This window comes from Mucilaginibacter aquaedulcis, from assembly GCF_030409325.1.
Classification (GTDB): domain Bacteria; phylum Bacteroidota; class Bacteroidia; order Sphingobacteriales; family Sphingobacteriaceae; genus Mucilaginibacter; species Mucilaginibacter aquaedulcis.
This window is the reverse complement of sequence record NZ_JAUFPR010000002.1, coordinates 511,180-534,053: the sequence shown is the minus strand read 5'-3', so window position 1 is coordinate 534,053 and position 22,874 is coordinate 511,180. Positions and strand designations below refer to the sequence as shown.

Here is a 22,874-nt window from a genome sequence, read left to right as displayed (position 1 = left end):
TAACTTATGAAAGATATAGCTAAAAAGGTTTTTGATATTGAAATTGAGTCGCTGCAGCACGTGGCGGCTTTAATTGACGACGAATTTACCAGGGTAGTTAACGCGATATTGAGCTCCAGTGGCAAACTGGTGGTAACGGGGATAGGTAAATCGGGTCTTATCGGAAAAAAAATAGCTGCTACGTTGGCCAGTACAGGTACTCCAAGCTTTTTTTTGCATCCGGGTGAAGCATTTCATGGCGACCTGGGGATGCTGAGTGCTAATGATATTGTAATGCTGATATCTTATTCAGGCGAAACTGATGAGTTGCTCCGCATTATACCTTTCCTAACATGGAATAAGAACCTGGTTATTGGTGTTACCGGTAATCCGAATTCTACGGTTGCTAAAAACAGCCACCATCACCTTAATATCAAAATTTCGAGGGAGGCTTGTCCACTTGAACTTGCGCCTACATCATCAACAACCGCGGCTTTAGTTATGGGCGATGCACTGGCGATCGCACTAATGGAGTCGCGTGGGTTTCAGCAGCATGATTTCGCACGGTTTCATCCGGGTGGAAGTTTGGGCCGTAAATTATTAGTGAAGGTAAAGGACGTTATGCGTATGGATAAACTCCCCTTTATTAATGAAAATGCGTCATTCATGGAGTTGCTGCTCAATATGTCGGCAGGCCGGCTGGGCATGGTAATGGTAGGGGATAGTACTTACATTAAGGGAATAGTTACCGATGGTGATTTGCGCCGGGCTTTATTACAACATCCGGATACATCAACCCTTACAGTTGCCGAAATAATGACTACCAACCCTATTATTATTGATGAGGAAGAGTTTGTAAGCCGTGCCGAGCAATTAATGATCGAAAAAAAGATTACTACATTGCTTGTTGGTTCAGCCAGTGACAAAACCATTACGGGCGTTTACCAGATTTATAATCAGTAAACCAGGTTAAACCGTATTACTAAATATTTACATCTATCCACCATTACCATAAAATGTTTGATCAATCAGATAAGCCTGTTACAAAATTTACACCTCCTGCCAGCAATCATATTGCCATAATTGGTTTAGGTTATGTGGGCTTGCCATTAGCGGTTGAGTTTGCTAAAAAGTTTCTGGTAAAAGGCTTTGATATTAAACAATCACGTGTTGATGAGCTGAACAAGGCTAATGATCGTACGCTTGAAACAGAATCAGAAGCGCTTTTATCAGTGCTTACAACCGATCAATCGGCTAACAAAGGCTTAATATTTACATCCGAAATTAAGGATATTGCTTCTTGTAACGTATATATCGTGGCCGTTCCTACCCCTACAGATCAATATAACCGTCCCGACCTCAGCTTACTTATTAAAGCCAGTAAAAGTGTAGGGTCTGTGCTTAAGGCTGGTGATGTGGTGATCTATGAATCAACCGTATACCCCGGTGCAACAGAAGATGTTTGTATACCCATATTGGAGCAGACATCCGGCCTAAATTACAACATTGAATTTTTTGCAGGGTATTCGCCCGAACGCATCAACCCGGGTGATAAGGTACATACACTTACTAATATATTGAAAGTAACATCCGGCTCAACACCCGAAGCCGCTGATTTTATTGACGGTCTTTATCAATCTATCGTTACTGCTGGTACCCACAAAGCACCAAGTATAAAAGTAGCCGAAGCTTGTAAAGTGATCGAAAACTCGCAGCGCGACATTAATATTGCCTTTGTGAATGAGCTTGCCAAAATATTTAACATCATGGATATTGATACCCATGCTGTTTTGGAGGCCGCCGGTACTAAATGGAATTTCCTGAATTTTAAACCCGGATTGGTAGGAGGACATTGCACAGGGGTTGATCCTTATTATCTGGCACAAAAAGCCCAGGAGGTTGGCTATCACCCGGAAATTATACTGGCCGGCCGCAGGCTTAATGATGGAATGGGCACCTATGTAGCCCTTGAGGTTATAAAGCTCATGATCAAAAATGATATCGCCATCAAAAACTCCAATATATTGGTACTGGGGTTTACTTTTAAAGAAAACTGTCCGGATGTTCGTAACACCCGGGTTGTTGATATTGTTAATGTTTTAAAAGGCTATGAAACTCATTGTGAAATATTTGATCCTTGGGCAGACCCGAACGAGGTTAAACAGGAATATAACGTAGATACTATAAAAGATATAAACAACCTGCGCGGAAGTTATGATGCAATAATTGTAGCTGTGGCACACCGTGAATTTTTTGAATTGAATTACCAAAAACTCAAAAAAGAGCCTGCTTCGGTTATCTATGATATTAAGGGAATATTAAGTAAAGATTTAGTAAACGGACGCTTGTAGCGATATATCAGATAAGTGTCGATAAAATGGTTTATCTGACCTTGAAAAGTTGCTTAATTGGAAAATTATTTGGCTATTTTATAGTTGATTTAATATGATTTTTTTAATTTAGCCGACAATAACGTGATATATTTGCAATTGAATGTACATTCAATTAACAGATTGTTATATTAAATAATATTGCTATTTTTAGCCTGGAGATACGACATCAATAACCTTATAATACATGATTCACAGATACGCTACTTTTATTAAAGCAGTGAACCTTACCATCGATTATATTATACTTAATATAAGTATGGTAATTTCTTACTTCATCGAAGACAGATCGTATATTTTCTGGATTAACAACAGGCGGTATTTGCCAATTGTGTTAGTTTTCAATTTAATTTGGCTGCTGTCTGCTAACATTACCGGATTGTATGAACATGTACTCAATAAAGACTCCATAAAAACCTACAGGGGGGTAATTAAAACCTACCTTTTATTTGTAAGCTTTATTTGCTTCACCATCATTATATTAATAGGTACTAAAGCTTATTTTATTACCCGTGAATACCTTTTTTACTCACTGGCACTCTTTGGTTTTTTATTAGGTTTATGGAAACTGATATTCCTGACCATACGCAAAAGCGACCGTGCATCGTTAATTGACACCAGGGCCGTTATTATCATAGGCGGAGGCCGTATTGGATCTGACCTGTATAGCTTTTTTAAACAAAACCCTGAGCGTGGTTACAATCTTGTTGGCTTTTTTGATGATAACCCCGATAAGGTGAAAGACAAGCGCATGTACTTAGGCGGCACCGACGATTGTATAAGCTACGTGCTCAACAACAAGGTTGATGAGATATTTTGTACCCTGCCAAACACAGAGGCACAAACTATTGAACGACTGATGCTTGACGCAGATAAAAACCTGATCAGGTTTAAGTTTATCCCCGAGTATTATGATTATGCTAAGAAGCCAACTTTTATTCAAAGTTTCGGACACATCCCAGTTATATCAGTAAGGCCTGAACCATTAGAAAACATGCTGAACCGTTCAATAAAACGTTTGTTCGATGTGGTTTTCTCTATATTCATTATCCTGTTTGTATTTAGCTGGTTATTTCCTATACTGGCTATCATTATAAAATTAGAATCAAAGGGGCCTATATTTTTCGTACAGGAACGTTCTGGTCGGGATAATAAGCCTTTCAAATGCTACAAATTTCGTAGTATGAGGGTGAATAAAGACTCAGATAAAAAACAAGCGAGCCGCGGCGATAAGCGTATAACCAAAACAGGTGCCTTTATCCGCAAAACCAGCCTTGATGAATTACCTCAGTTTTTCAACGTAATACTCGGAAACATGTCTATAGTAGGCCCAAGACCGCATATGATCAGCCATACACAACAGTACTCGCAGCTGATAGATACTTTTATGGTAAGGCATTTTCTGAAACCTGGTATTACTGGCTGGGCCCAGGTACAAGGCCTCAGGGGCGAAACACAAACAACGCAAGCCATGCTTGAGCGTGTTGAAGCTGATGTTTGGTACCTGGAAAACTGGTCGTTCCTGCTGGATATGAAGATCATATTCTTAACTGTATGGAACGCTGCCAGGGGCGAAAAGAACGCGTTTTAACATGCCTGTATTTCACGATCAGTTAAATCGTGAGGTACATTTACCGGCAGTACCTAAAAGGATCGTTTCTATTGTACCCTCGCAAACAGAGTTGCTATTTTATTTAGGGCTTGACTCTGAAATTGTAGGCATTACCAAATTTTGCATCCATCCTGCTGATAAATTTAAATCGGTAACTAAAGTAGGGGGAACCAAGCAATTAAATATTGACCAGATCAGGGCACTACAACCTGATCTGGTTATTGCTAATAAAGAGGAGAACGATCAATGTCAGGTGGAAGAGTTAATGGATATCTGTCCCGTTTGGATAAGTGACATTCATAACCTTGGTGATGCCCTTGAAATGATCCGATCCGTAGGGAGTATTACGGGCCTCGATACTATGGCTCATACTTTGATTAGTGATATTACCGCTGCGTTCAATAACCTTGTATCGTCACATTTAAATCTTCGGGTAGCTTACTTTATATGGCGCAAACCATACATGGTTGCGGGTGCAGATACATTTATTTGCAATATGCTTCAAAAAATCGGACTTGTAAATGTGTTTAAAGCTAACCGTTACCTGCAGATAACACCAACTGAACTGGTTGAAGCCAATCCGGATGTGATCTTTTTATCATCCGAGCCATATCCCTTCAAACAAATACATGCTGAGGAATTAAAAGCTTTATTACCTCAAGCAAGGATAGTATTGGTAGATGGCGAACTGTTTTCATGGTATGGCAGCAGGTTGTTACAAGCACCCGCGTACTTTAGCGAGCTGATAAATAACCTAACAATAAATTAATAGCAAAGAAATGAGGTAGATAGCTAAAAAACTAAAAATTTGTTTTAATATTTAGCTTTAAACACTATCTTTGCGACCTGTTAAAAACAGAACGCGGAAGTGGCGTAATTGGTAGCCGCACCAGACTTAGGATCTGGCGCTTCACGGCGTGGGGGTTCGAGTCCCTTCTTCCGCACATAACGGGAATGGTTTAATTACCATTCCCGTTTTTGTTTTACGTAAACTTAATTTATTTAGAGTAGCCATCGGCTTCTACTACTGCATCTGCAAATGCCTGCGGAGCCTCCTGTGGCAGGTTATGTCCAATACCTCCATCAATTATCCTGTTAGTATATTTTCCTGAGAATTTACCTGCATAAGCGGCTGGCAATGGGTGAGGGGCTCCATTGGCATCTCCTTCAAGCGTAATAGCAGGAACCGCTATGATAGGGCCCTTGGCAAGCCGTTCCTCTATATCATCATATTTTGATTCACCCACGGCAAGTCCCTGCCGCCAACGGTAGTTATGAATAACAATGGCAACATGATCAGGGTTGTTAAATGAGGCAGCCGAACGATCAAAAGTGGCATCATCAAAGTTCCATTTTGGTGATGCAAGTTTCCATATCAGTTTGTTGAAGTCGTAACGATATTTTTCATACCCGGCCCGGCCACGTTCGGTAGCGAAGTAATATTGATACCACCATTGTAATTCAGCTGCAGGCGGAAGCGGGATTTTGCCTGCTGCCTGGCTGCCTATGAGATAACCACTAACGGAAACCAAAGCCTTACATCTTTCGGGCCAAAGTGCGGCAATAATATCTGCAGTGCGTGCACCCCAATCAAACCCGGCTATAACAGCCTTTTGGATCTTGAGCGCGTCCATCAGCGCAATAATGTCAAGCGCTATTGCGGCGGGCTGCCCATTACGTAACGTTTGATCTGAAAGAAAACGGGTGGTGCCGAAACCGCGCAGATAAGGGATAATTACCCGGTAACCTCTTTTTGCCAACAGAGGTGCAACATCACCAAAACTGTAAATATCGTACGGCCAGCCATGTAAAAGAATTACCGCGGTACCGTTTGGCGGGCCAACTTCGGCGTAGCTCACATTCAGTACACCGGCATCAATCTGTTTAATTTGGTCAAATGATGAACTTATATTTTTTTTTAAAGGGCTTTGCTTGGCTGTTTTCGCAGTTGCCGATCCGAACATAAAAACAGGGCCGGCAGCAATGGTTACGGCCGCTGCACTTATAAAATGGCGGCGGCCATAGTTAAGTTTTGCTAACATAAAAATGATGCTTTAAAATCCAATTAAATTATTTACGTCTTGCTTATCAAGAACGCACTGCCTGGTAAGTGAGGTGTTCAGCATAATTAAATAGGAGCAGTTTAAACTAAAATAGTCTCGACTTTAATATTACCATGTGTTGCCTTTGAATACGGACATAAAAGATGGCCACCATCGGCAATGGCACGGGCAGCTTCCGGATCAACTCCTGGCAAACTAACGTATAAACGCGCCTTCAATGAGTATCCGTCTTTATCTGATAAATAGAGGTCTACTTCGGCATTAACGGATGCATCTGCCGGAAACCTTACCTTCCTGGTGGCTGCCTCCAACTGTAATGCACTGAAGTAACAGGATGACCATCCAACAGCAAACAGTTGTTCAGGATTTGTACCATTGCCCGGCGTTCCCGGAACTGTAAGTTTAACGTCCAGTCGCCCGTCTGATGTGCGTGATGAACCGCCGTCGCGACCGCCAACTGTATGTGCCTGTGCTGTGTACAATAGTTTTCCTTGCGGATCGTCATTTAGTTCAGATGTTTTGCTGTTAGTTTCCATTATTTTAGTTTTAAATTGTTTATGATCAATGCCTTAACTTATTAAATCAGATTTAATTAGCCGAAAGTAAAGTCATATATCTCCACTTTCGGATCAAAAAATTCTATTTCAAATTCCCGGTCAATAATTGTGTCTTGTTGGCGGATGAGCTGGTACATTCGGGGCTCTGTTATGGTACCATTACCATCGGCATCAATGTCTAATCCATGAGCGCTGCCGGGAGCTTTGCCATCTATGAGTATATGAAATTTTAATGCAGTGCCCTTTCCTGCCAGCCCCATGATCAAATTAACATCCCGGGCATGAAACCGATATACCAGTTTACCCTCCTTACCGCTCAAAACAACCTTTTCTTTTTCAATTATCCACTCGCCTGAAAGTGCCCATTGGTTAAGTTCAAGTTTAGCAGGCACAGCATATAGCATTCGTTTATCTGCAATTATTCCACTGGCTGAGGCAAAGCCCTGAGTATTGCCATAACCCAGATAATTTTCGGGCGATTTTACTGTTCGCCAATCAGCAGCAGCCTCAAATCCTTCTGGTTTAACATTAACCGTTGTAGTAGGTACATTTTGCGCTGAGTTTTCTTTTAGTAGCTTTTGGATCATCAATTCAGATTCATAATAATCTCCCTCACCAAATTTTTGGTAGCGTATTACTCCATTTGCATTTATCAGGTATAAAGCCGGCCAATACCGGTTTTGAAATGATTCCCATATATCATAATCGGTATCAATAGCCACCGGATAATCAATACCCATTTGTTTCATTGCTTTTTTTATATTTTCTGTTCTTTCCTCAAACGAGAATTCCGGCGTATGAACACCAATTACAACCAAACCCTGATCTTTGTATTTTGATGCCCACTCACGGATATAAGGAAGTGTACGTCGCCAGTTAATGCACGTGTATGTCCAAAAATCAATCAGTACCACTTTACCACGCAGTGCTGTAAGATCCAACGGTCGTGCGTTAAGCCAGTCTGTAGCTCCTTTAAGTGATGGGCCTTCATCTTTAGGTGATAAACCTACCGGGCCAATAGCTGCGAAACTTGCCGCTAATGATATGGCAAATACAGTAATGATCATGGTTCGTATGTAACGGAGTGAACGGAACATTTTTTAAGAATTACGGAGCAAATAATGCCTGCTTTCATGTACTATTTTTCAATCATTTGCTACAACTAATTCATTTTTTGTGCCATTTTTATAACTAATTAGTTGTCAGTTAATTATAAAATAAATATCAATACCTAACGCTTGTAACGATGATAAATCACGAAAACCCATCTTGAGATATCGTGATTGGAACACATTCAACAAATTACTAATGGTGGAAAGATTTCGGTTTCTGAAAAAAAAATGTGATATTTATTAGAATATATAGTACTGTAAATCAGTTACTTATATACTAAGTAAATCTATTTAAATACTGGTTTGATAATATCATGTAATACGCTGATTTACAATACCAACGGCTTAATATATTTTATTAGAACCGAATAATATCTTATGAAGAGGTATGGTTTTAACACACATATAAAGCACATGATTGATATAGCCTGCTTAAATCTCTTATCACTAAAGAAGGCAAGGGCAAAAACTGCGTTAAATGATGGCCTTATATCAACAAGCATCTTACTCGTTTTTACCCTTTCAATGCTTGCTGCTCATGCGTCTGTGGCTCAGGGTTCTCAACAACAGGCTTCAGCTGAGGAAGTTGTGCGAAAATACTCTACTGCTCAAAAAAGATTATTGGCCATTAACACGGCCATATTCATTAATGAAATTACACAATCCCATCTTGATGCGGATAGCGTGCAAATGGTGGCCTCACGAATTACTGGTCAACCATTTCTGCTACCATATACCGATCGTATTGAAGGGGATGATTTTTTGGCAACTGCGCTCCTGATCAATAATAATAAGATAGATGATGCCAAAAAACTTACCAAACAATTAAAGGGGGAGGCCCAGATCAGGTCAATAGTAGATCTGGCTATCTGGTACCTGCACCAACCTAAAACATTTCAGAGTGATTTGGACAGCGCCGAGAATTACATTCAACAAGCTACAAATTTAAGCTCATCCTTGAATTTAAAAAGCTGGCAGGAAGAAACCAGATTGATCATGGGCGAGATCGAATTTCAAAGAGGTAATATCGATAAAAGCAGATATCTTTTTTCAGGCATTATTACCCCGGCCACAAAGGGCTCTGAAACTGCTGTAGTTGCGGCCGCTTTACGGGATTACAGTGAAACGTTCAATTTACGGGATACTGCACGGTTGCAGTATCTCAACCGGTCTGTTGATATTTACCATCGCTTGCACCAGGTAGACAATGAAATTGTTTTGCGATGGCTCATTGCAGATTATTACATGACCAATAACCGTAACTTTGCTAAAAATCAATTTCAGCAGATACTTGACTTACAACGTTCCTCCGGTTTTAGGCATGAACTCTTTACCCTTTATCTACTATCTATAGTCTATAATAACAATTCAAATTTTTCCGACGCTCTAAAATCTGCCTATGCGGGCCTTGAAAATATGAAATGGTCAGGCTTTAATCAATTTATCGGTAGCTTTTATATGCGTATCGGAGTTGTTTATGCTTTTGTTGATAGACTTGAGTTGGCTATTCCGTGGTACAGAAAGGGGATGGAAACAAAGAGTGAAGAAACCCATTTCTTCTGGTACAAGAGCTTTTTATACCTGGCTGAAGCCTACACAGATATCGGAAAGCCGAAGGAATGCCTGCAGCTTATTGACTCGACGGTGAGCAAATATCCGCCAAAAACTACGTGGGAAAACGTTCAGGTTGTCAGTACTCTCGGTTATTGTTACGAACGAATGAATAAAATTAAGCTTGCCGATCTTTCTTACAGGAAAATCCTTCGGATTACTAAGAATTATAATGATACTTATGGCGAACTTTCAGACACCTATGTGGATTGCGCAATGTTTTTCATCAAACTAAAAAACAATATTTTAGCCAGATATTTTTTGATTAAAGTGAATCCCAAATCAAAAAGGACAATTAATTACCGCCAAACAAAGTATCATTTATTATATAAAATAGATTCATTGGAAGGTAATTTTAAAGCGGCACTTCAGGATCATATCTTATATAAACAGGCATATGATTCTGTAGGTAACTTTAACGAACAGCAAAAATTAAACGAGTTGACTGTAAAATATGCTGCCGCTAAAAAAGATCAGGACATCAAGTTGCTTCAGGAGCAGCAACGTGTTAGCAAGCTAATGATGATAGCCGGCGTTGGCCTATGTGTGCTTCTGCTGGCTGTGGTTATTTACCGTTATCATTTAAAACAACGAGCCAATGATCAGATTGCCCGTAAAAACGAAATTCTGCAACATCTACTTACCGAAAAAGAATGGCTGCTGAAAGAAGTACATCACCGGGTAAAAAACAATCTGCATACGGTGATCTGCCTACTGGAATCCCAGGCCCGTTATCTGGAAAATGATGCGCTGGCAGCGGTTGAAAGTAGCCAGCACCGCATTTTTGCCATGTCATTGATCCACCAGAAACTATACTTGTCTGAAGATATCAAAACAATTGATATGGCCACTTATATTCCGGAGCTTGTACAGTCATTGGAGGATAGTTTTGATGCCTCAGGACAAATCAGGTTCAAATTAAATATTGAGCCCATTAACCTTAGCCTTTCGCACGCTATTCCTTTAGGCCTCATCATTAATGAAGCGGTCACCAATTCTATCAAATATGCGTTCCCGGATAACCGGAAAGGGCTGATAACCATTTCCATGATACACAACGCTAAGAAAATTAAACTTGAACTTAGCGATGATGGCATAGGCATGCCGCAAATAGCAGCTGATGTTGAGCCCGAATCACTGGGGTTAAGGTTGATCAAAGGACTTAGCGAAGATATTGACGCCGATATAACCTTTACAACCGACAATGGAACAAAGATTATCATTATATTTAAAACAGACCTATTGAATAACCCGGATAGTCTTTTAAAACCAACTGAAATAACGGAGGTATACACATGAACACTAAAATACTTGTAGTAGAAGACCAATTTATTGAAGCCGATAACCTGCGTTCCATCCTCAGAAAAGGGGGGTATTTAGTTTGTAAAATAGCCCGCTCGGTACCCGAAGCATTACAAATTATTGAAAGTGAAAAGCCCAATCTGGTATTACTTGATATATATTTAAAAGGCGAGTTAACAGGTATCGATCTTGCCAAAATATTAAGAGATCAACAGATCGCTTTTGTATACCTTTCGGCAAATTCAAATAAACAGATCCTTGACGCGGCCAAGGCCACTAAACCTTACGGTTTTTTAGTAAAGCCATTTCGCGAAAAAGACGTTTTGGTAATGCTTGATGTGGCCTGGTATTTACACCGGCAAAACCTGGGCCTAAGTGGAAGCGGTAAGTCTGGGCCCGGAAGTCAGCCTGCACATGATATAAAGGAAATAATCGGCTCAAGTAAATCTATGAACGAGGTTTTAAATGAGGTTAAAATAGTAGGCACTTCAGACATATCAGTATTGATTCTTGGAGAAAGCGGAACCGGAAAGGAGCTGATAGCTCAAAACATCCATTATATTTCTGCCCGTAAAAACAAGCCATTTGTGGCAGTAAATTGCGCGGCCCTACCGGCAAATTTGATCGAATCTGAATTGTTCGGGCATGAGAAAGGCGCTTTTACAGGAGCTATTGATAAAAGGATTGGAAAATTTGAACAAGCCAATGAAGGCACAGTTTTTTTAGACGAGATAGGAGAGCTGCCCCTTGAACTTCAGGTTAAATTGTTACGTGTATTACAGGAAAAGGAAATTGAACCTATTGGCGGACGCAAAAAAAAGGTTGATGTAAGGATCATAGCCGCCACCAATCGCGATCTGGAAGAAGAAATAGCCGCCGGCCGATTCAGGTTAGATCTTTATTATCGCATCAATATTTTCCCGATTACTTTACCTCCGCTGCGAGAGCGTAAGGAAGATATCGCCTTACTTGCAGATCATTTTGTAAGGATCTACGCGCGTAAAGAAAATAAAATAATCACTGAAATTGCTGATCATGTGATACAAACCCTGCAAAATTATGATTGGCCGGGTAATATAAGACAGTTAGAAAATATAATAGCCCGAAGTGTTTTACTCAATAATGGGCCTATACTTGAATTTTTGAAACTGCCGGGCCAAAATAAAAGTAATGTAACTTTGCCCGAAACCCGCATCAAAAGTATGACGGAAAATGAACGTGATCATATTCTGCTGGTGCTTGGCCAATGCAACTGGCGAATTTACGGACAAGGCGGTGCTGCCGAATTGCTTGAACTTAATCCATCTACACTAAACTCCCGTATGAAAAAACTGGGCATCGAAAAAAAATATTTCAAACACGATAGCAATTGACAATTAAGAATACAACAGGATATAATAAATATAGCATAAGCCCATTCCTGTTTAAATTATTTATTTTTGCTTATAACCAAAACATATTTACCATGAAAAAATTGCTAACAGTTTTAATTTTAACCATTACAAGCAGCGTGGCTTTTTCGCAAGGCATTTTAAAAAAGATACAAAGTGCGGCCTCATCCAACGTAAGCACTTCATCACTGCCATCATTAAGCAACATAGGCAGCGTTAAGGATGCTATTATGGCTAAACTTACACCATCATTAGGTTTAACAGCTGCACAAAAACCTACGGTATCTACCGATATTACTGATTATTTAAAGAGTAAAGCAGGTATTATGCCTTTGGCCAATACCAATAAAACGGAATACGCCAGCAAATCAACCAGCTTAATAAGCGGTTTATCAGGAAAATTAAAAACAGCACTTACAGTGGCTCAATACACCAAATTTTTAGGACTCAAGCCGTCGGCACCAAGTGCTGGTAATGTGCTTTCAAGCTTGTTCTTTTAAGTTTGTAGTTCGCTAAATAATAGTAAAAAAAAGCTTATACAAAAGCCGGTCGCTCCAGACCGGCTTTTGTGTTTAGGGCTTGAGTAAAATCTATATATTTACGGTTAACGTTTTATTGTTTGAAATGAGAAAAATAGCCTTTCTTATCATTATCCTTTTTCCTTTAGCAGCCACTGCTCAAAATGTTGATTCCGTTTGGTTTGTAAATAACTACATTAAAAAAGAAATAAGCATACCCATGCGCGATGGCGCTAAGTTGTTTACATCGGTTTACATGCCTAAAGACCAGTCAGAAAAACATCCCATACTCATCACACGTACTCCTTATTCGTGTTCGCCTTATGGAAAAGACTATCATGCGTATTGGCGGAACTACATGATCAACTATTGTCGTGAGGGGTATATCATGGTTACCCAGGATATACGCGGCCGCTGGATGAGCGAAGGCAAATTTGAGGTGGTGCGGCCCTTTAACTCCAACAAAAAAACAAACAAAGATATAGACGAGGCCAGCGATACTTACGACACCATTGATTGGCTGGTGAAAAACCTCGATAATAATAATGGTAAGGTGGGAGCCATCGGAATTTCTTTCCCGGGCTTTTATGCTACCATGGCGGCTTTAAGCGATCACCCGGCATTAAAGGCCGTAAGTCCACAGGCGCCGGTAACCGACCGGTTTTTTGGCGATGACGACCATCATAACGGTGTATTGTTCCTGATGGATGCATTTGATTTTCACGTGGGCTTTGGTTTTAGCCAGCCACGGCCACATCCAACAAAATCACCTGCTAAAACCTACGATTTTCCTGACCACGACAATTATTCGTACTATTTAAATATGGGCGCATTGCCCAACTTTACCAAAATTACAGGAGATAGCCTGGCATTTTGGAGCGATATGATGAATCACCCTAACCTTGATAACTGGTGGCGTGCTCGTGATGCCCGCTCGGGTATTAAAAATGTAAAACCAGCTATGCTCATAGTTGGCGGCTTATTTGATGCCGAAGATGGCTACGGCACCTGGAATACTTATCAGGCCCTTATTAAACAAAGCCCGGCAACGAATAGTAAATTAGTAATTGGGCCCTGGTACCATGGCCAATGGGCCAGTAAAGACGGCACCCATTTAGGCAATGTGCTGTTTTATAGTAAAACCAACGAATGGTATACCCAAAATATTGAGATACCGTTTTTTAACTATTACCTGAAAGGTAAGGGTGTTGTTGATACCATCGGCAAAGCAACCGTGTTTTTTTCGGGCGAAAATAAATGGAAAAAGTTAAAGCAATGGCCGCCGGCTGATGTTACGCCAACACCTATTTATCTGCAGAAAAATGGTAAGTTATCCTTCACCGAAGCCAAAACATCAGACCAAACGTTTGATAGCTATGTCAGCGACCCCGCTAAACCCGTGCCATATGCCGAAAAAGTGCACTACAACCGTACACGGGAGTACATGACCGATGATCAGCGTTTTGCGGCGCGGCGTACGGATGTGCTGGTATTTAACACGGATACCTTAAGCAAAGATATTACGCTGGCTGGGCCTGTAATCGCCGACTTAATGGTTAGCCTGTCGGGTACCGACGCGGATTTTGTGGTAAAACTGATTGATGTATTCCCGGATACTCCGGTAAGCAATCCCATTACAAAATATCCCATGGGTGGCTATCAGATGCTGGTTCGTGCCGAAATCATGCGGGGTAGGTATCGCAACAGTTTCTCAGCTCCTGAAGCTTTTGTGCCAGGCAAAATGACACAGGTTAAATTTACACTGCCCGATGTTGCCCATACGTTTAAAAAAGGTCACAAGATCATGATCCAGGTACAAAGCAGCTGGTTTCCATTGGCCGACAGGAACCCACAGCAATTCATAGATATTTATCATGCAAAGGATAGCGATTTTGTAAAAGAAACCATCAATATTTATCACAACACCTCTAAGATACTTTTACCTGTAACAGAATAATAACGAAAAAAGGTATAAGATTTTTTTTCGAAATCCGTGTACCAATAGTTGTGCAATACTGTGCAACAGCGAACAATATGCTATATGTAGTTCGCTGTTGCTGTTTTTTTGGGTATATTGATCGTGGTATTTTTTTAATTATCAGTTATTTAATACCCCTTAAATGATGAAACCTTATACCTGCTATTTGCGGCGATTGTTTGCCCTTTTATGTCTTTGTTTTTTCATGGCAAATGCCGTCCACGCCCAGTGGACACGAAAGGCAGACGAGATCCATAAACGTGCCGAATGCAATAACGTTGTATACAACAATAAAATGTATGTATTTACCGGTTTTGGCGACAATCCGATCATTGAAAAAACCAACGAAGTCTATGACATAGCAGCCAATAAATGGAGTACGATAGCTCCGTTACCTGCCGGCCGGGAGGTTACCCATCAGGGAATAATACTGGTTGATGATAATGTATGGATAATAGGGGGCAGGGCTGTTGATGCTCATGGCCCGGCCAGCAGTAAGGTGAGCATATATAATATTACCACCAACACATGGTCAATTGGGCCTGAAATTATTGATCCGGCAACAGGTTCGCCATTCCCTTTAGGTGCAGGCGGGTATGCCTTGCTCGGACGAACCATTCATGTTTTTGGTGGTTTTGGCCCAACCTTGTGCGAAGATCAATCAAAACTGCACTTAACTATTGATGTAGATAAATATATGGCTGATAGGAACCACGTAACCTGGGAAAATAAGCTGGCACCGATGCCTACCCCCAGGAACCATATCAGCTACGTGGTGCTGGGTGGTAAAATTTACGCATTTGGAGGGCAGTTTCAGCACGATTGCGGTGCGGTAGATCAAGTGTATTGTCATATGTACAACCCGGTAAACAACACCTGGACACGATTGGCCGATCTGCCCAAACCACGTTCACATGCCGAGGCAGCAACCTTTGCTATTGACGGTAAGATCTTTTTGACTGCAGGGCAGGGATTTAATAACTTAACTCAAAACACAACTTATCAGTACACGCCACAAGCTAACGGGCCCGGCACATGGACAAATAATACAGCCTACCAGTTACCGGGAAGTTTTTTAGGTCTTTCTGCAAAATTGGCTGGCAAATATTTCATTATAACCAACGGAGCTTTAAATAGTTATAGTAACGAGCGTAAGGAAACCTACATTGCCAATGTAAACCGGAGTACGGCTCGAACGCTTGGTTTTTCAAACTCCTGTTTTTCGCCCGTTCTGGATAGTGACCGGGAGGCTACCGTGCATAATTTGCTCTACGTTATTGAAGATGTAGCCAATTACAGCATTCATACTGATGCATCATGGCTTACTGTTACAAAAAATGCAAGCGGTACAGTAAATTTAAACGGCAACGATATTGAAGTAGCCATTGATGCCAGCGGCTTATCTGCCGGAACGCATACCGGAACCGTTACGGCAACCAGTAGCACAACCGGTTCAAAAGCATCTTTTTGCGTTAATATAAATGTAAGCGGTAAGCCATCAGGTTACACTTTAACTTTGCAATCAAGCGGCTCTGGTACCATCAGTAAAACGCCCAATCAATCCAATTATGATGATAGTACCCAGGTAAAACTCAACGCCGACGCAGCTACGGGATGGCATTTTACCACGTGGAGCGGTGATACGGTTTCAACTACCAATCCCATTAATATTATCCTTGAAAAAAACACCTCGTTGACGGCAACCTTTGAAAAAGACAGCTCAACAACTCAGCCGCCATCGCCCTTAATTTCAAACATTAAATCAACCGCGGCAGGTAGTTACCAGCTGAGTGCTTTGCATACAGGGGCTATTTACTACACCGACAGGGATTACGTGATCACAACAGTACCATCAGCGTTGTCAGATGCTCCTTTCATCAAAACAGCTTGCGATGATAAAGTAAGCAAGGCTTCAACCCAGATCAGCTTTAACCTTGCCTATGATGCCACCGTTTACGTAGCTTATGATCCGCGTGCTACAGCCTTGCCCGCCTGGCTATCGGGCTGGAAAAAACCCAGTGATAAATTAGGTATCAATGATGCCAAGATTAGCAACTTTAACCTCTACAGTAAAGACTACAGTGCAGGTGCGGTAAACCTTGGTGGTAATATGGCCAGCCCTGCAGCAGGTGCTCTAAGTCAGTACTTAGTGATATGCGTAGCCAAAACAGATAACAATAATGTAGCTAAAGCAAGCAGCCTCAATACCCCCGCAATTATAACGAACGCTGCCTTAAAAACCCAGGATAATAGTGCTCCATCTCTTGCTGTTGGTAAACCCATTTTATACCCAAACCCGGCGCATGGCAATTTGCAGGTTGTTTTCCCGGAAGCTTATAAATATAAAAAGGTTGCCATTTTGCGAGTGGTGAGTTTAAATGGCGATGTACGTAATGTATCAACCAGCCTTTTTAATTCGGCAGGCAGTATTGTTGATGTAAACCTGGCGCCGCTTTCTTTAAAAAGAGGAACATATTTATTACACGTGACATCAGTAGAAGGTAAGGTTGATATCCTGAAATTTATGGTACAATAAGCAAATAATCCTGAACAATTTTAGCGCTGACTTGTACTTAGTTTATTGAGTTAACTATAAATTGATTACAGATATGATACGCATAGTAAGCCATAGCATAAAAAAGGAAAACGGGGCCAACATCAATGTTATTATTGAACCTGTATTATCTCAGGCTGTGAATAATGAGTTGAACTTTACAGGAGTATATACGCTGTATAAAGACTCCGAAAAGAAAGGAACCGACCTGTTGGATATTCAGGAAATAGCTCCTGAAATAGGCGAGAGCAAGCCCCTGATTGATGATAAATACAATCCCGGCTTTTTGGGCAGGATAACCTTTGAAAACGACGATTCAGAATGGCATTACTCGGGCGGTAAACTGCCGCCATTTGAGCAGGAGCAAATCGTGGCTTTTATTAAAAACTCCAAATGAAAATTATTTTCAAGTTTCTTTTTCACTGCTGACATAGGGTTGTCATGGGCCATAGGTTACTTTGTTTTATAAAAAAACAAACAACACCATGGAAACAAATTCAGCAAATCAGCAAGTGAATGCCCAAGCAGAAGTGACCCTATCACCAAAAGATTTATTAGCTCATTGGCAAGGACATCGCCGTTTAACCCGGAAAGTAATAGAAGCCTTTCCTGAAGATAAATTATTTGGTTATTCAGTAGCCGGTATGCGCTCATTTGGTGATATGACCATCGAAATAATGGATATGAGCAGCGACGGTATGAACGGAATAATTACCGGCCAATGGAAACCTATCTATGAACTTGATCACGCTACAGGAAAATCGCCGGCAAAAACAAAGGAAACCGTTTTACAGCAATGGGATCAGATAACAGAGCAGCTTAATAAAAGCTGGCAACAGCTTTCACCAGAGCGTTTTCAGGAAGTTGAACTGGCTTTTGGGGCTTACGAAGGTAAAATAATCGATACTCTATTTTACTTTATTGATAACGAGATCCATCACCGTGCGCAAAGCTATGTTTACCTGCGCTCGTTAGGTATTGAGCCACCAGCATTCTGGGACAGATCTTAATAACAGTCATTTTACCTATGAAAAACAAGTAAGCGGCTCCTTTTTGAGGGCCGCTTTTCTGTTTATGGGGTTCCCGATGCCAATATTTTCTATAATTTTGAAACTTTTTAAAGGAACTACTTATAAGTAAAGGATAAACAATTGTATTCAAAAGACGAGGCATCACAAATAAGGCAGGCTTTCTGGACGGCATTTGGGCAGTATATCGCCCCACAATTATCGGCCGATGGTTTAAGAACAAACTGGATAAATTATAAAACGGGTATCAAACACTTAAACTTTAAAATGCAGGTTGATAACCGTTCGGCGTATATTGCAATTGAAATGGCCCACCCGGATGCTGGTATGCAGGAACTGCAGTTTGAACAGTTTATAGAGCTTAAAACCATGCTGCACACCTATTTGAATGAGGAGTGGGAGTGGCAGCTGCACACTCTTGACGAAAATCATAAAATCATTAGCCGCATTATCCGTGTCCTGCCATCTACCAGTATCTTTAACCGGAATGATTGGCCAGTCCTTATCTCATTTTTTAAACCCCGCATTATAGCACTTGACGAATTTTGGAGCGTTGCTCTATACAGCTTTGAAATGTTTAAATAAAGTGAAGATTTGTAGATATGCAAATGTGTAGATGTGAAAATAGTGGAGATCATTTCACTTTTACATCCAAATAATTAATCTGCACATCCGCACATTTACAAGTCTGAAAATCTAAAATTTCTACATATCGTATCAATTAATCGTCATATTGACGCTTTTTGTAAAAGTGTATAGGTTTTAAGCAGGAAAATACAATATTTACAGCTCTATATTGTATTAACCACTTATAACACATGAAAAGGTTTCCATTAATTGTTTGCATGGCGTTTAGCGGCCTTATGGCCCGTGCGCAAGCAACTAAAGCGCCTGCCTACCCGCTTATTACACACAACCCTTATTTCAGCATCTGGTCGTTTTCTGATGACCTGAATCAATCAACCACCCATCACTGGACAGGTAAAGATCAATCTCTGTTAGGTTTAATAAAGGTTGATGGTACCGTTTATCGTTTTATGGGGAAAGAAGCAGTTGAGTACAAAACCGTACTTGCGGCAGCAAACGAAACCCCATACAATGTTAAATTCACAGAAATCGACCCTGGCAAAAACTGGTCCGATGAAAAGTTTGATGATAGCAGCTGGAAAACCGGCGCCGCTCCATTCAGCGATGATAAAGCCGCCGGTAAAACGGTGTGGACAAGCAGGGATATCTGGGTGCGCAGAACCTTCACCATTAATGATCTTAACATTAATAAGCTTGCCTTAAGGCTGCATCATGATGATGAGGCAGAAGTTTACCTAAACGGCGAAAAAATAAGTGAACAAGGTGGCGCCAATGGCGATCTGCAATATTTCAGTCTTCCTGAAGCAGCTATGGGCAAACTCAAAAAAGGGGAAAACGTACTGGCCCTGCATTGTACCAATACGGGCGGTGGCGCATGGCTTGATGCTGGCCTTGCCGATGAACTGAAACCTACCGACCATGCAGCCGTAGAGTTGGCTAAACAAACCAGCGTTACGCTTAATGCCACCCAAACCGTTTACAACTTTAAATGTGGCAAGGCAGACCTGCAGCTTACCTTTACCTCGCCATTATTGATGAGCGACCTGAGCATTTTATCAAGGCCGGTATCATATATTAGCTATAAAGTAAAATCAAATGATGGTAAATCACATGATGTAAAGGTTTTCTTCAGTGCCTCAACCGATGTGGCACGTAACACGCCCGATCAGGCTATCACCACCAAACAATATAATACCTCAACCTTATCTATATTAAAAGCCGGTACTGTAGCGCAACCTATTCTTCAAAAAAAGGGCGATGATGTGCGCATAGACTGGGGGTACATGTACGTAGCTGTGCCTAAAACCACCAAAGCTTCTCAATTTGTAAGTACCGCTAAGGAATCTGTAGAGTTATTTTTCAACGGCAGTAGTAAGTCAACCGGTACAGAAGGCAATAATTTGGTTTTGAATACCGTAATTCCATTTGGCAATGTAGGCCAAACCGCGGTTGAAAAATTTGTTGAGTTGGGTTACGATGATATTAACCCGGTACAATATTTTCACACCAACTTAAAACCATGGTGGCAAACCGCGCAGCTGCAAACAATGGATCAACTGCTGGCAAAAGCTGTTGTTGATTATCCATCGATATTGAAAAAATGCACGGTATTCAATACATCCATGTACAAAGATGCCTTAAATGCAGGCGGAACGGATTATGCTAAGTTATGTGTATTGGCTTATCGCCAAAGCATCGCGGCTCATGCACTGGTAAAAAGCCCTAAAGGCGAAACTTTATTCCTGTCGAAAGAGAATTTCAGTAACGGTTCTATCAATACTGTAGACGTTACTTATCCTTCGGCTCCTTTGTTCCTGCTTTACAATCCTGAACTGATGGAAGGTATGCTGAACGGTATCTTCTACTTTAGCGAAAGCGGAAAATTCGCTCACGACTTCGCCGCGCATGATTTGGGCACTTATCCTTTAGCAAACGGCCAAACTTACGGCGAAGGTATGCCTGTTGAAGAATCGGGCAATATGCTGGCACTTACCGCTGCAATTGTCAGGGCAAACGGTAACAATCCGGCCTATGCTAAAAAACACTGGGAAATTTTAACTAAGTGGACGAACTATCTGGCCAAAGAAGGTTTAGACCCTGCTAACCAGCTTTGTACCGACGACTTTGCCGGTCACCTGGCACGTAATGCCAACTTATCTGCAAAAGCTATTGTAGGTGTAGGTTGCTACGCGCATTTAGCCGAACTGATGGGCCAAAAAGATGTTGCTGCTAAATACAAAGCAATGGCCAAAGAAATGGTAACCAAGTGGATGCAGATGGCAGATGCCGGTGATCATTATTCATTGGTGTTTGATAAAAAAGATACTTGGAGCCAGAAGTATAACATTATTTGGGATAAGATTTTAGGCCTTAACCTGTTCCCTCAGTCGGTTTACGACAGGGAGGTGAAGTTTTACCTGACCAAACAAAAAGAATACGGATTACCTTTGGATAGCCGTAAAACCTATACCAAAAGCGATTGGATCATGTGGACAGCTACATTAGCAAATAATAAAGCTGATTTTGAGGCGCTGGCCAACCCGGTTTATAAATACGCCATGGAAACTCCGACACGTGTACCATTAAGCGACTGGCACGAAACAACCAACGGTAAGCAGGTGGGTTTTCAGGCCCGCAGTGTGGTAGGTGGTTATTTCATTAAACTTCTGCAACAGAAATGGAGCGCTAAATAAAATTAATATACCGTTAAACAAAAAGCCCGGCAATTGAAATGGTTGCCGGGCTTTTTGTTTCCTAAATAGCATTAGGCACAAGCCACGCATCTGCGCCAATCATGGGGTTTATCTCAAAATTATCATACTGGATCACCATTTTCTGTGCGCCGGAGCTTAACACTTCATGAAAGGGGATCATGACACCTTGCACGGGTCGCAGATCGGTTAGTGCCGAAACAGAAGCTTGTGAACTTGTACCTGCCTTTGAGCCTTCCAGAACAAGCTGCCCCTGGTTGTTGAATGCAAAAATGTATTCGTTGCCGTTACACTTGCACATTACCGATGTAATGCTGTTATTCATTTTTTTAACATTAACTATCTGCATACCATCAATGACAGATTTGCGTAAACCCATAACGCCCGAATAAAATGAATTTTTCATTTCGGCCACACGGTTGGCCGGTAAAGCGTTTTTATGGCCATTTTGCCATTGCCATCCGCCATCACCTTCCAATTGCTCAATAGACGCTAATTTGCCGTTCTTCCAAAGCTCTATACGTACTTTTCCGGCATCGGCATCAATAAACGAAACAGCTTTAAGCCCCATAATGGTAGCCGAAAATTTCACTGTTTTAACCCCATCAAGCTTGGTACCGCCGTGCAGTTCATTGGCTTTTAACAACAAGCTTTTGCCGTCTGCGGCAGCATTGTTGCTGCTATTGTCAGTTGTTGTGGTGGCATTATTACCCGTATTGCTTTTAGTTTTTGCAGTACTTTTAACAGGTTTATCATCTTCACCATCATCCTGAAAGTATAAGTCGCCATCTATGGCTGCCATTGGCTTTTTATCCTGTATTCGGCAAAAAAAGGTATGTTCTTCCACATGGCCATCGCTAAAGGTTAGGGTAAGCTGACCGTTATTTATTTTATAAGTACCATAGCCGCCGCCTTTTTTACTGCCACCACCGCCAACATTATCACCTATAATAGCTGTAGCAGATGATTTACTGCTGCTGAAGTGACCCTTGCCATCAAAGTTTAATCCGGCGTCATGCGCTACGCCTACATATACCATTCCGGTACCCATACCACCCGCGCTGCTGGCGCTGGAAAACTTGTAATAACCGGTTGGCACAGTGCTTCCGTCCAGTTTACTGAGCGTATAGCCGCCACCGTCAAGCAAGCCATCGCTGGTGATGGTATATTTGTCTTTGTTTCCTTTTGGATAAGTGATGGTAAGCTGCTGACCCACTAACTGGTAGTGTGCGGTTACAGCTGTTCGCCAGTCGGGTTTATCCATTTTATCGTTCAGTGTACCATCTGGCCTAAAAAGAATCACATAATCCTGGCGATTCATGCCGCCGCCCATCATAGCGCTTAGCGTAAGTTGTATACCGGCATAAACGCCATTAAGGTTCTTTGTTTGAGCAGCTGAAGGATGATGGATACCAATTGAACAGATAATTAAAGCGATGATAAGCCATTTCATAGGTCAATATTTTTTTCTTAAACCTAT

The 22,874-nt window shown here is 41.3% G+C and carries 17 protein-coding genes and 1 tRNA gene; 14 read left to right on the top strand and 4 right to left on the bottom strand.

Going from position 1 to position 22,874, the window contains the following annotated elements:
- Window positions 1–6: 6 nt before the first annotated feature.
- The 5 genes from QWZ01_RS06910 (at window position 7) to QWZ01_RS06890 (ending at window position 4,925) form a co-directional block, all read left to right on the top strand.
- The gene (locus QWZ01_RS06910; protein ID WP_290322565.1) at window positions 7–942 is read left to right on the top strand and encodes a KpsF/GutQ family sugar-phosphate isomerase; all 936 of its coding nucleotides are present in this window, start codon (window positions 7–9) and stop codon (window positions 940–942) included.
- Between the two features lie 53 nt (window positions 943–995).
- The gene (locus QWZ01_RS06905; RefSeq protein ID WP_290322564.1) at window positions 996–2,330 is read left to right on the top strand and encodes a nucleotide sugar dehydrogenase; all 1,335 of its coding nucleotides are present in this window, start codon (window positions 996–998) and stop codon (window positions 2,328–2,330) included.
- Window positions 2,331–2,556: 226 nt separating this feature from the next.
- A complete protein-coding gene (locus QWZ01_RS06900) occupies window positions 2,557–3,960 on the top strand; it encodes an undecaprenyl-phosphate glucose phosphotransferase (protein ID WP_290322563.1) in 1,404 nt (467 codons plus the stop codon).
- A 1-nt stretch (window position 3,961) separates the two neighbouring features.
- Complete coding sequence (locus QWZ01_RS06895; protein WP_290322562.1) at window positions 3,962–4,750, top strand: ABC transporter substrate-binding protein; 789 nt, start codon at window positions 3,962–3,964, stop codon at window positions 4,748–4,750.
- A 93-nt stretch (window positions 4,751–4,843) separates the two neighbouring features.
- Window positions 4,844–4,925 (top strand) — tRNA-Leu (locus QWZ01_RS06890).
- 54 nt (window positions 4,926–4,979) lie between these two features.
- On the opposite strand, the gene QWZ01_RS06885 is transcribed toward QWZ01_RS06890, so the two are convergent.
- From QWZ01_RS06885 to QWZ01_RS06875, 3 genes are all read right to left on the bottom strand, one after another.
- A complete protein-coding gene (locus tag QWZ01_RS06885) occupies window positions 4,980–6,023 on the bottom strand; it encodes an alpha/beta fold hydrolase (protein WP_290322561.1) in 1,044 nt (347 codons plus the stop codon).
- A 101-nt stretch (window positions 6,024–6,124) separates the two neighbouring features.
- A complete protein-coding gene (locus tag QWZ01_RS06880; protein ID WP_290322560.1) occupies window positions 6,125–6,580 on the bottom strand; it encodes an organic hydroperoxide resistance protein in 456 nt (151 codons plus the stop codon).
- A gap of 56 nt (window positions 6,581–6,636) precedes the next feature.
- Window positions 6,637–7,698, bottom strand: a complete 1,062-nt coding sequence (locus QWZ01_RS06875; RefSeq protein WP_290322559.1) for a redoxin domain-containing protein — start codon at window positions 7,696–7,698, stop codon at window positions 6,637–6,639.
- A 429-nt stretch (window positions 7,699–8,127) separates the two neighbouring features.
- Between QWZ01_RS06875 and QWZ01_RS06870 the strand changes: the two genes are divergently transcribed.
- The 9 genes from QWZ01_RS06870 (at window position 8,128) to QWZ01_RS06830 (ending at window position 21,376) form a co-directional block, all read left to right on the top strand.
- Window positions 8,128–10,623 carry a tetratricopeptide repeat-containing sensor histidine kinase gene (locus QWZ01_RS06870; protein WP_290322558.1) on the top strand — a complete coding sequence of 832 codons (2,496 nt, stop codon included), beginning with the start codon at window positions 8,128–8,130 and terminating at the stop codon, window positions 10,621–10,623.
- Entirely contained in the window at window positions 10,620–11,999 is a 1,380-nt protein-coding gene (locus QWZ01_RS06865; RefSeq protein ID WP_290322557.1) for a sigma-54-dependent transcriptional regulator, read from the top strand. The genes QWZ01_RS06870 and QWZ01_RS06865 overlap by 4 nt, the downstream gene beginning before the upstream one ends.
- A 92-nt stretch (window positions 12,000–12,091) precedes the next feature.
- Complete coding sequence (locus QWZ01_RS06860) at window positions 12,092–12,517, top strand: hypothetical protein (protein WP_290322556.1); 426 nt, start codon at window positions 12,092–12,094, stop codon at window positions 12,515–12,517.
- Between the two features lie 124 nt (window positions 12,518–12,641).
- Window positions 12,642–14,492, top strand: a complete 1,851-nt coding sequence (locus tag QWZ01_RS06855; protein WP_290322555.1) for a CocE/NonD family hydrolase — start codon at window positions 12,642–12,644, stop codon at window positions 14,490–14,492.
- Window positions 14,493–14,718: 226 nt separating this feature from the next.
- Window positions 14,719–17,049 carry a Kelch repeat-containing protein gene (locus QWZ01_RS06850; RefSeq protein ID WP_290322554.1) on the top strand — a complete coding sequence of 777 codons (2,331 nt, stop codon included), beginning with the start codon at window positions 14,719–14,721 and terminating at the stop codon, window positions 17,047–17,049.
- 73 nt (window positions 17,050–17,122) lie between these two features.
- A complete protein-coding gene (locus QWZ01_RS06845) occupies window positions 17,123–17,464 on the top strand; it encodes a hypothetical protein (protein WP_290322553.1) in 342 nt (113 codons plus the stop codon).
- Between the two features lie 88 nt (window positions 17,465–17,552).
- Window positions 17,553–18,077: a DinB family protein gene (locus tag QWZ01_RS06840; RefSeq protein ID WP_290322552.1), complete on the top strand. Its 525-nt coding sequence runs from the start codon at window positions 17,553–17,555 to the stop codon at window positions 18,075–18,077.
- A 141-nt stretch (window positions 18,078–18,218) separates the two neighbouring features.
- On the top strand, window positions 18,219–18,680 hold the full coding sequence (locus tag QWZ01_RS06835) for a DUF4268 domain-containing protein (RefSeq protein ID WP_290322551.1): 462 nt from the start codon (window positions 18,219–18,221) through the stop codon (window positions 18,678–18,680).
- 233 nt (window positions 18,681–18,913) lie between these two features.
- Window positions 18,914–21,376 carry a glutaminase family protein gene (locus tag QWZ01_RS06830; RefSeq protein ID WP_290322550.1) on the top strand — a complete coding sequence of 821 codons (2,463 nt, stop codon included), beginning with the start codon at window positions 18,914–18,916 and terminating at the stop codon, window positions 21,374–21,376.
- A gap of 61 nt (window positions 21,377–21,437) precedes the next feature.
- Here QWZ01_RS06830 and QWZ01_RS06825 read toward each other — a convergent pair whose 3' ends face one another.
- Window positions 21,438–22,847, bottom strand: coding sequence for a hypothetical protein (locus QWZ01_RS06825; protein WP_290322549.1), 1,410 nt, complete (start codon window positions 22,845–22,847; stop codon window positions 21,438–21,440).
- Window positions 22,848–22,874 lie beyond the last annotated feature (27 nt).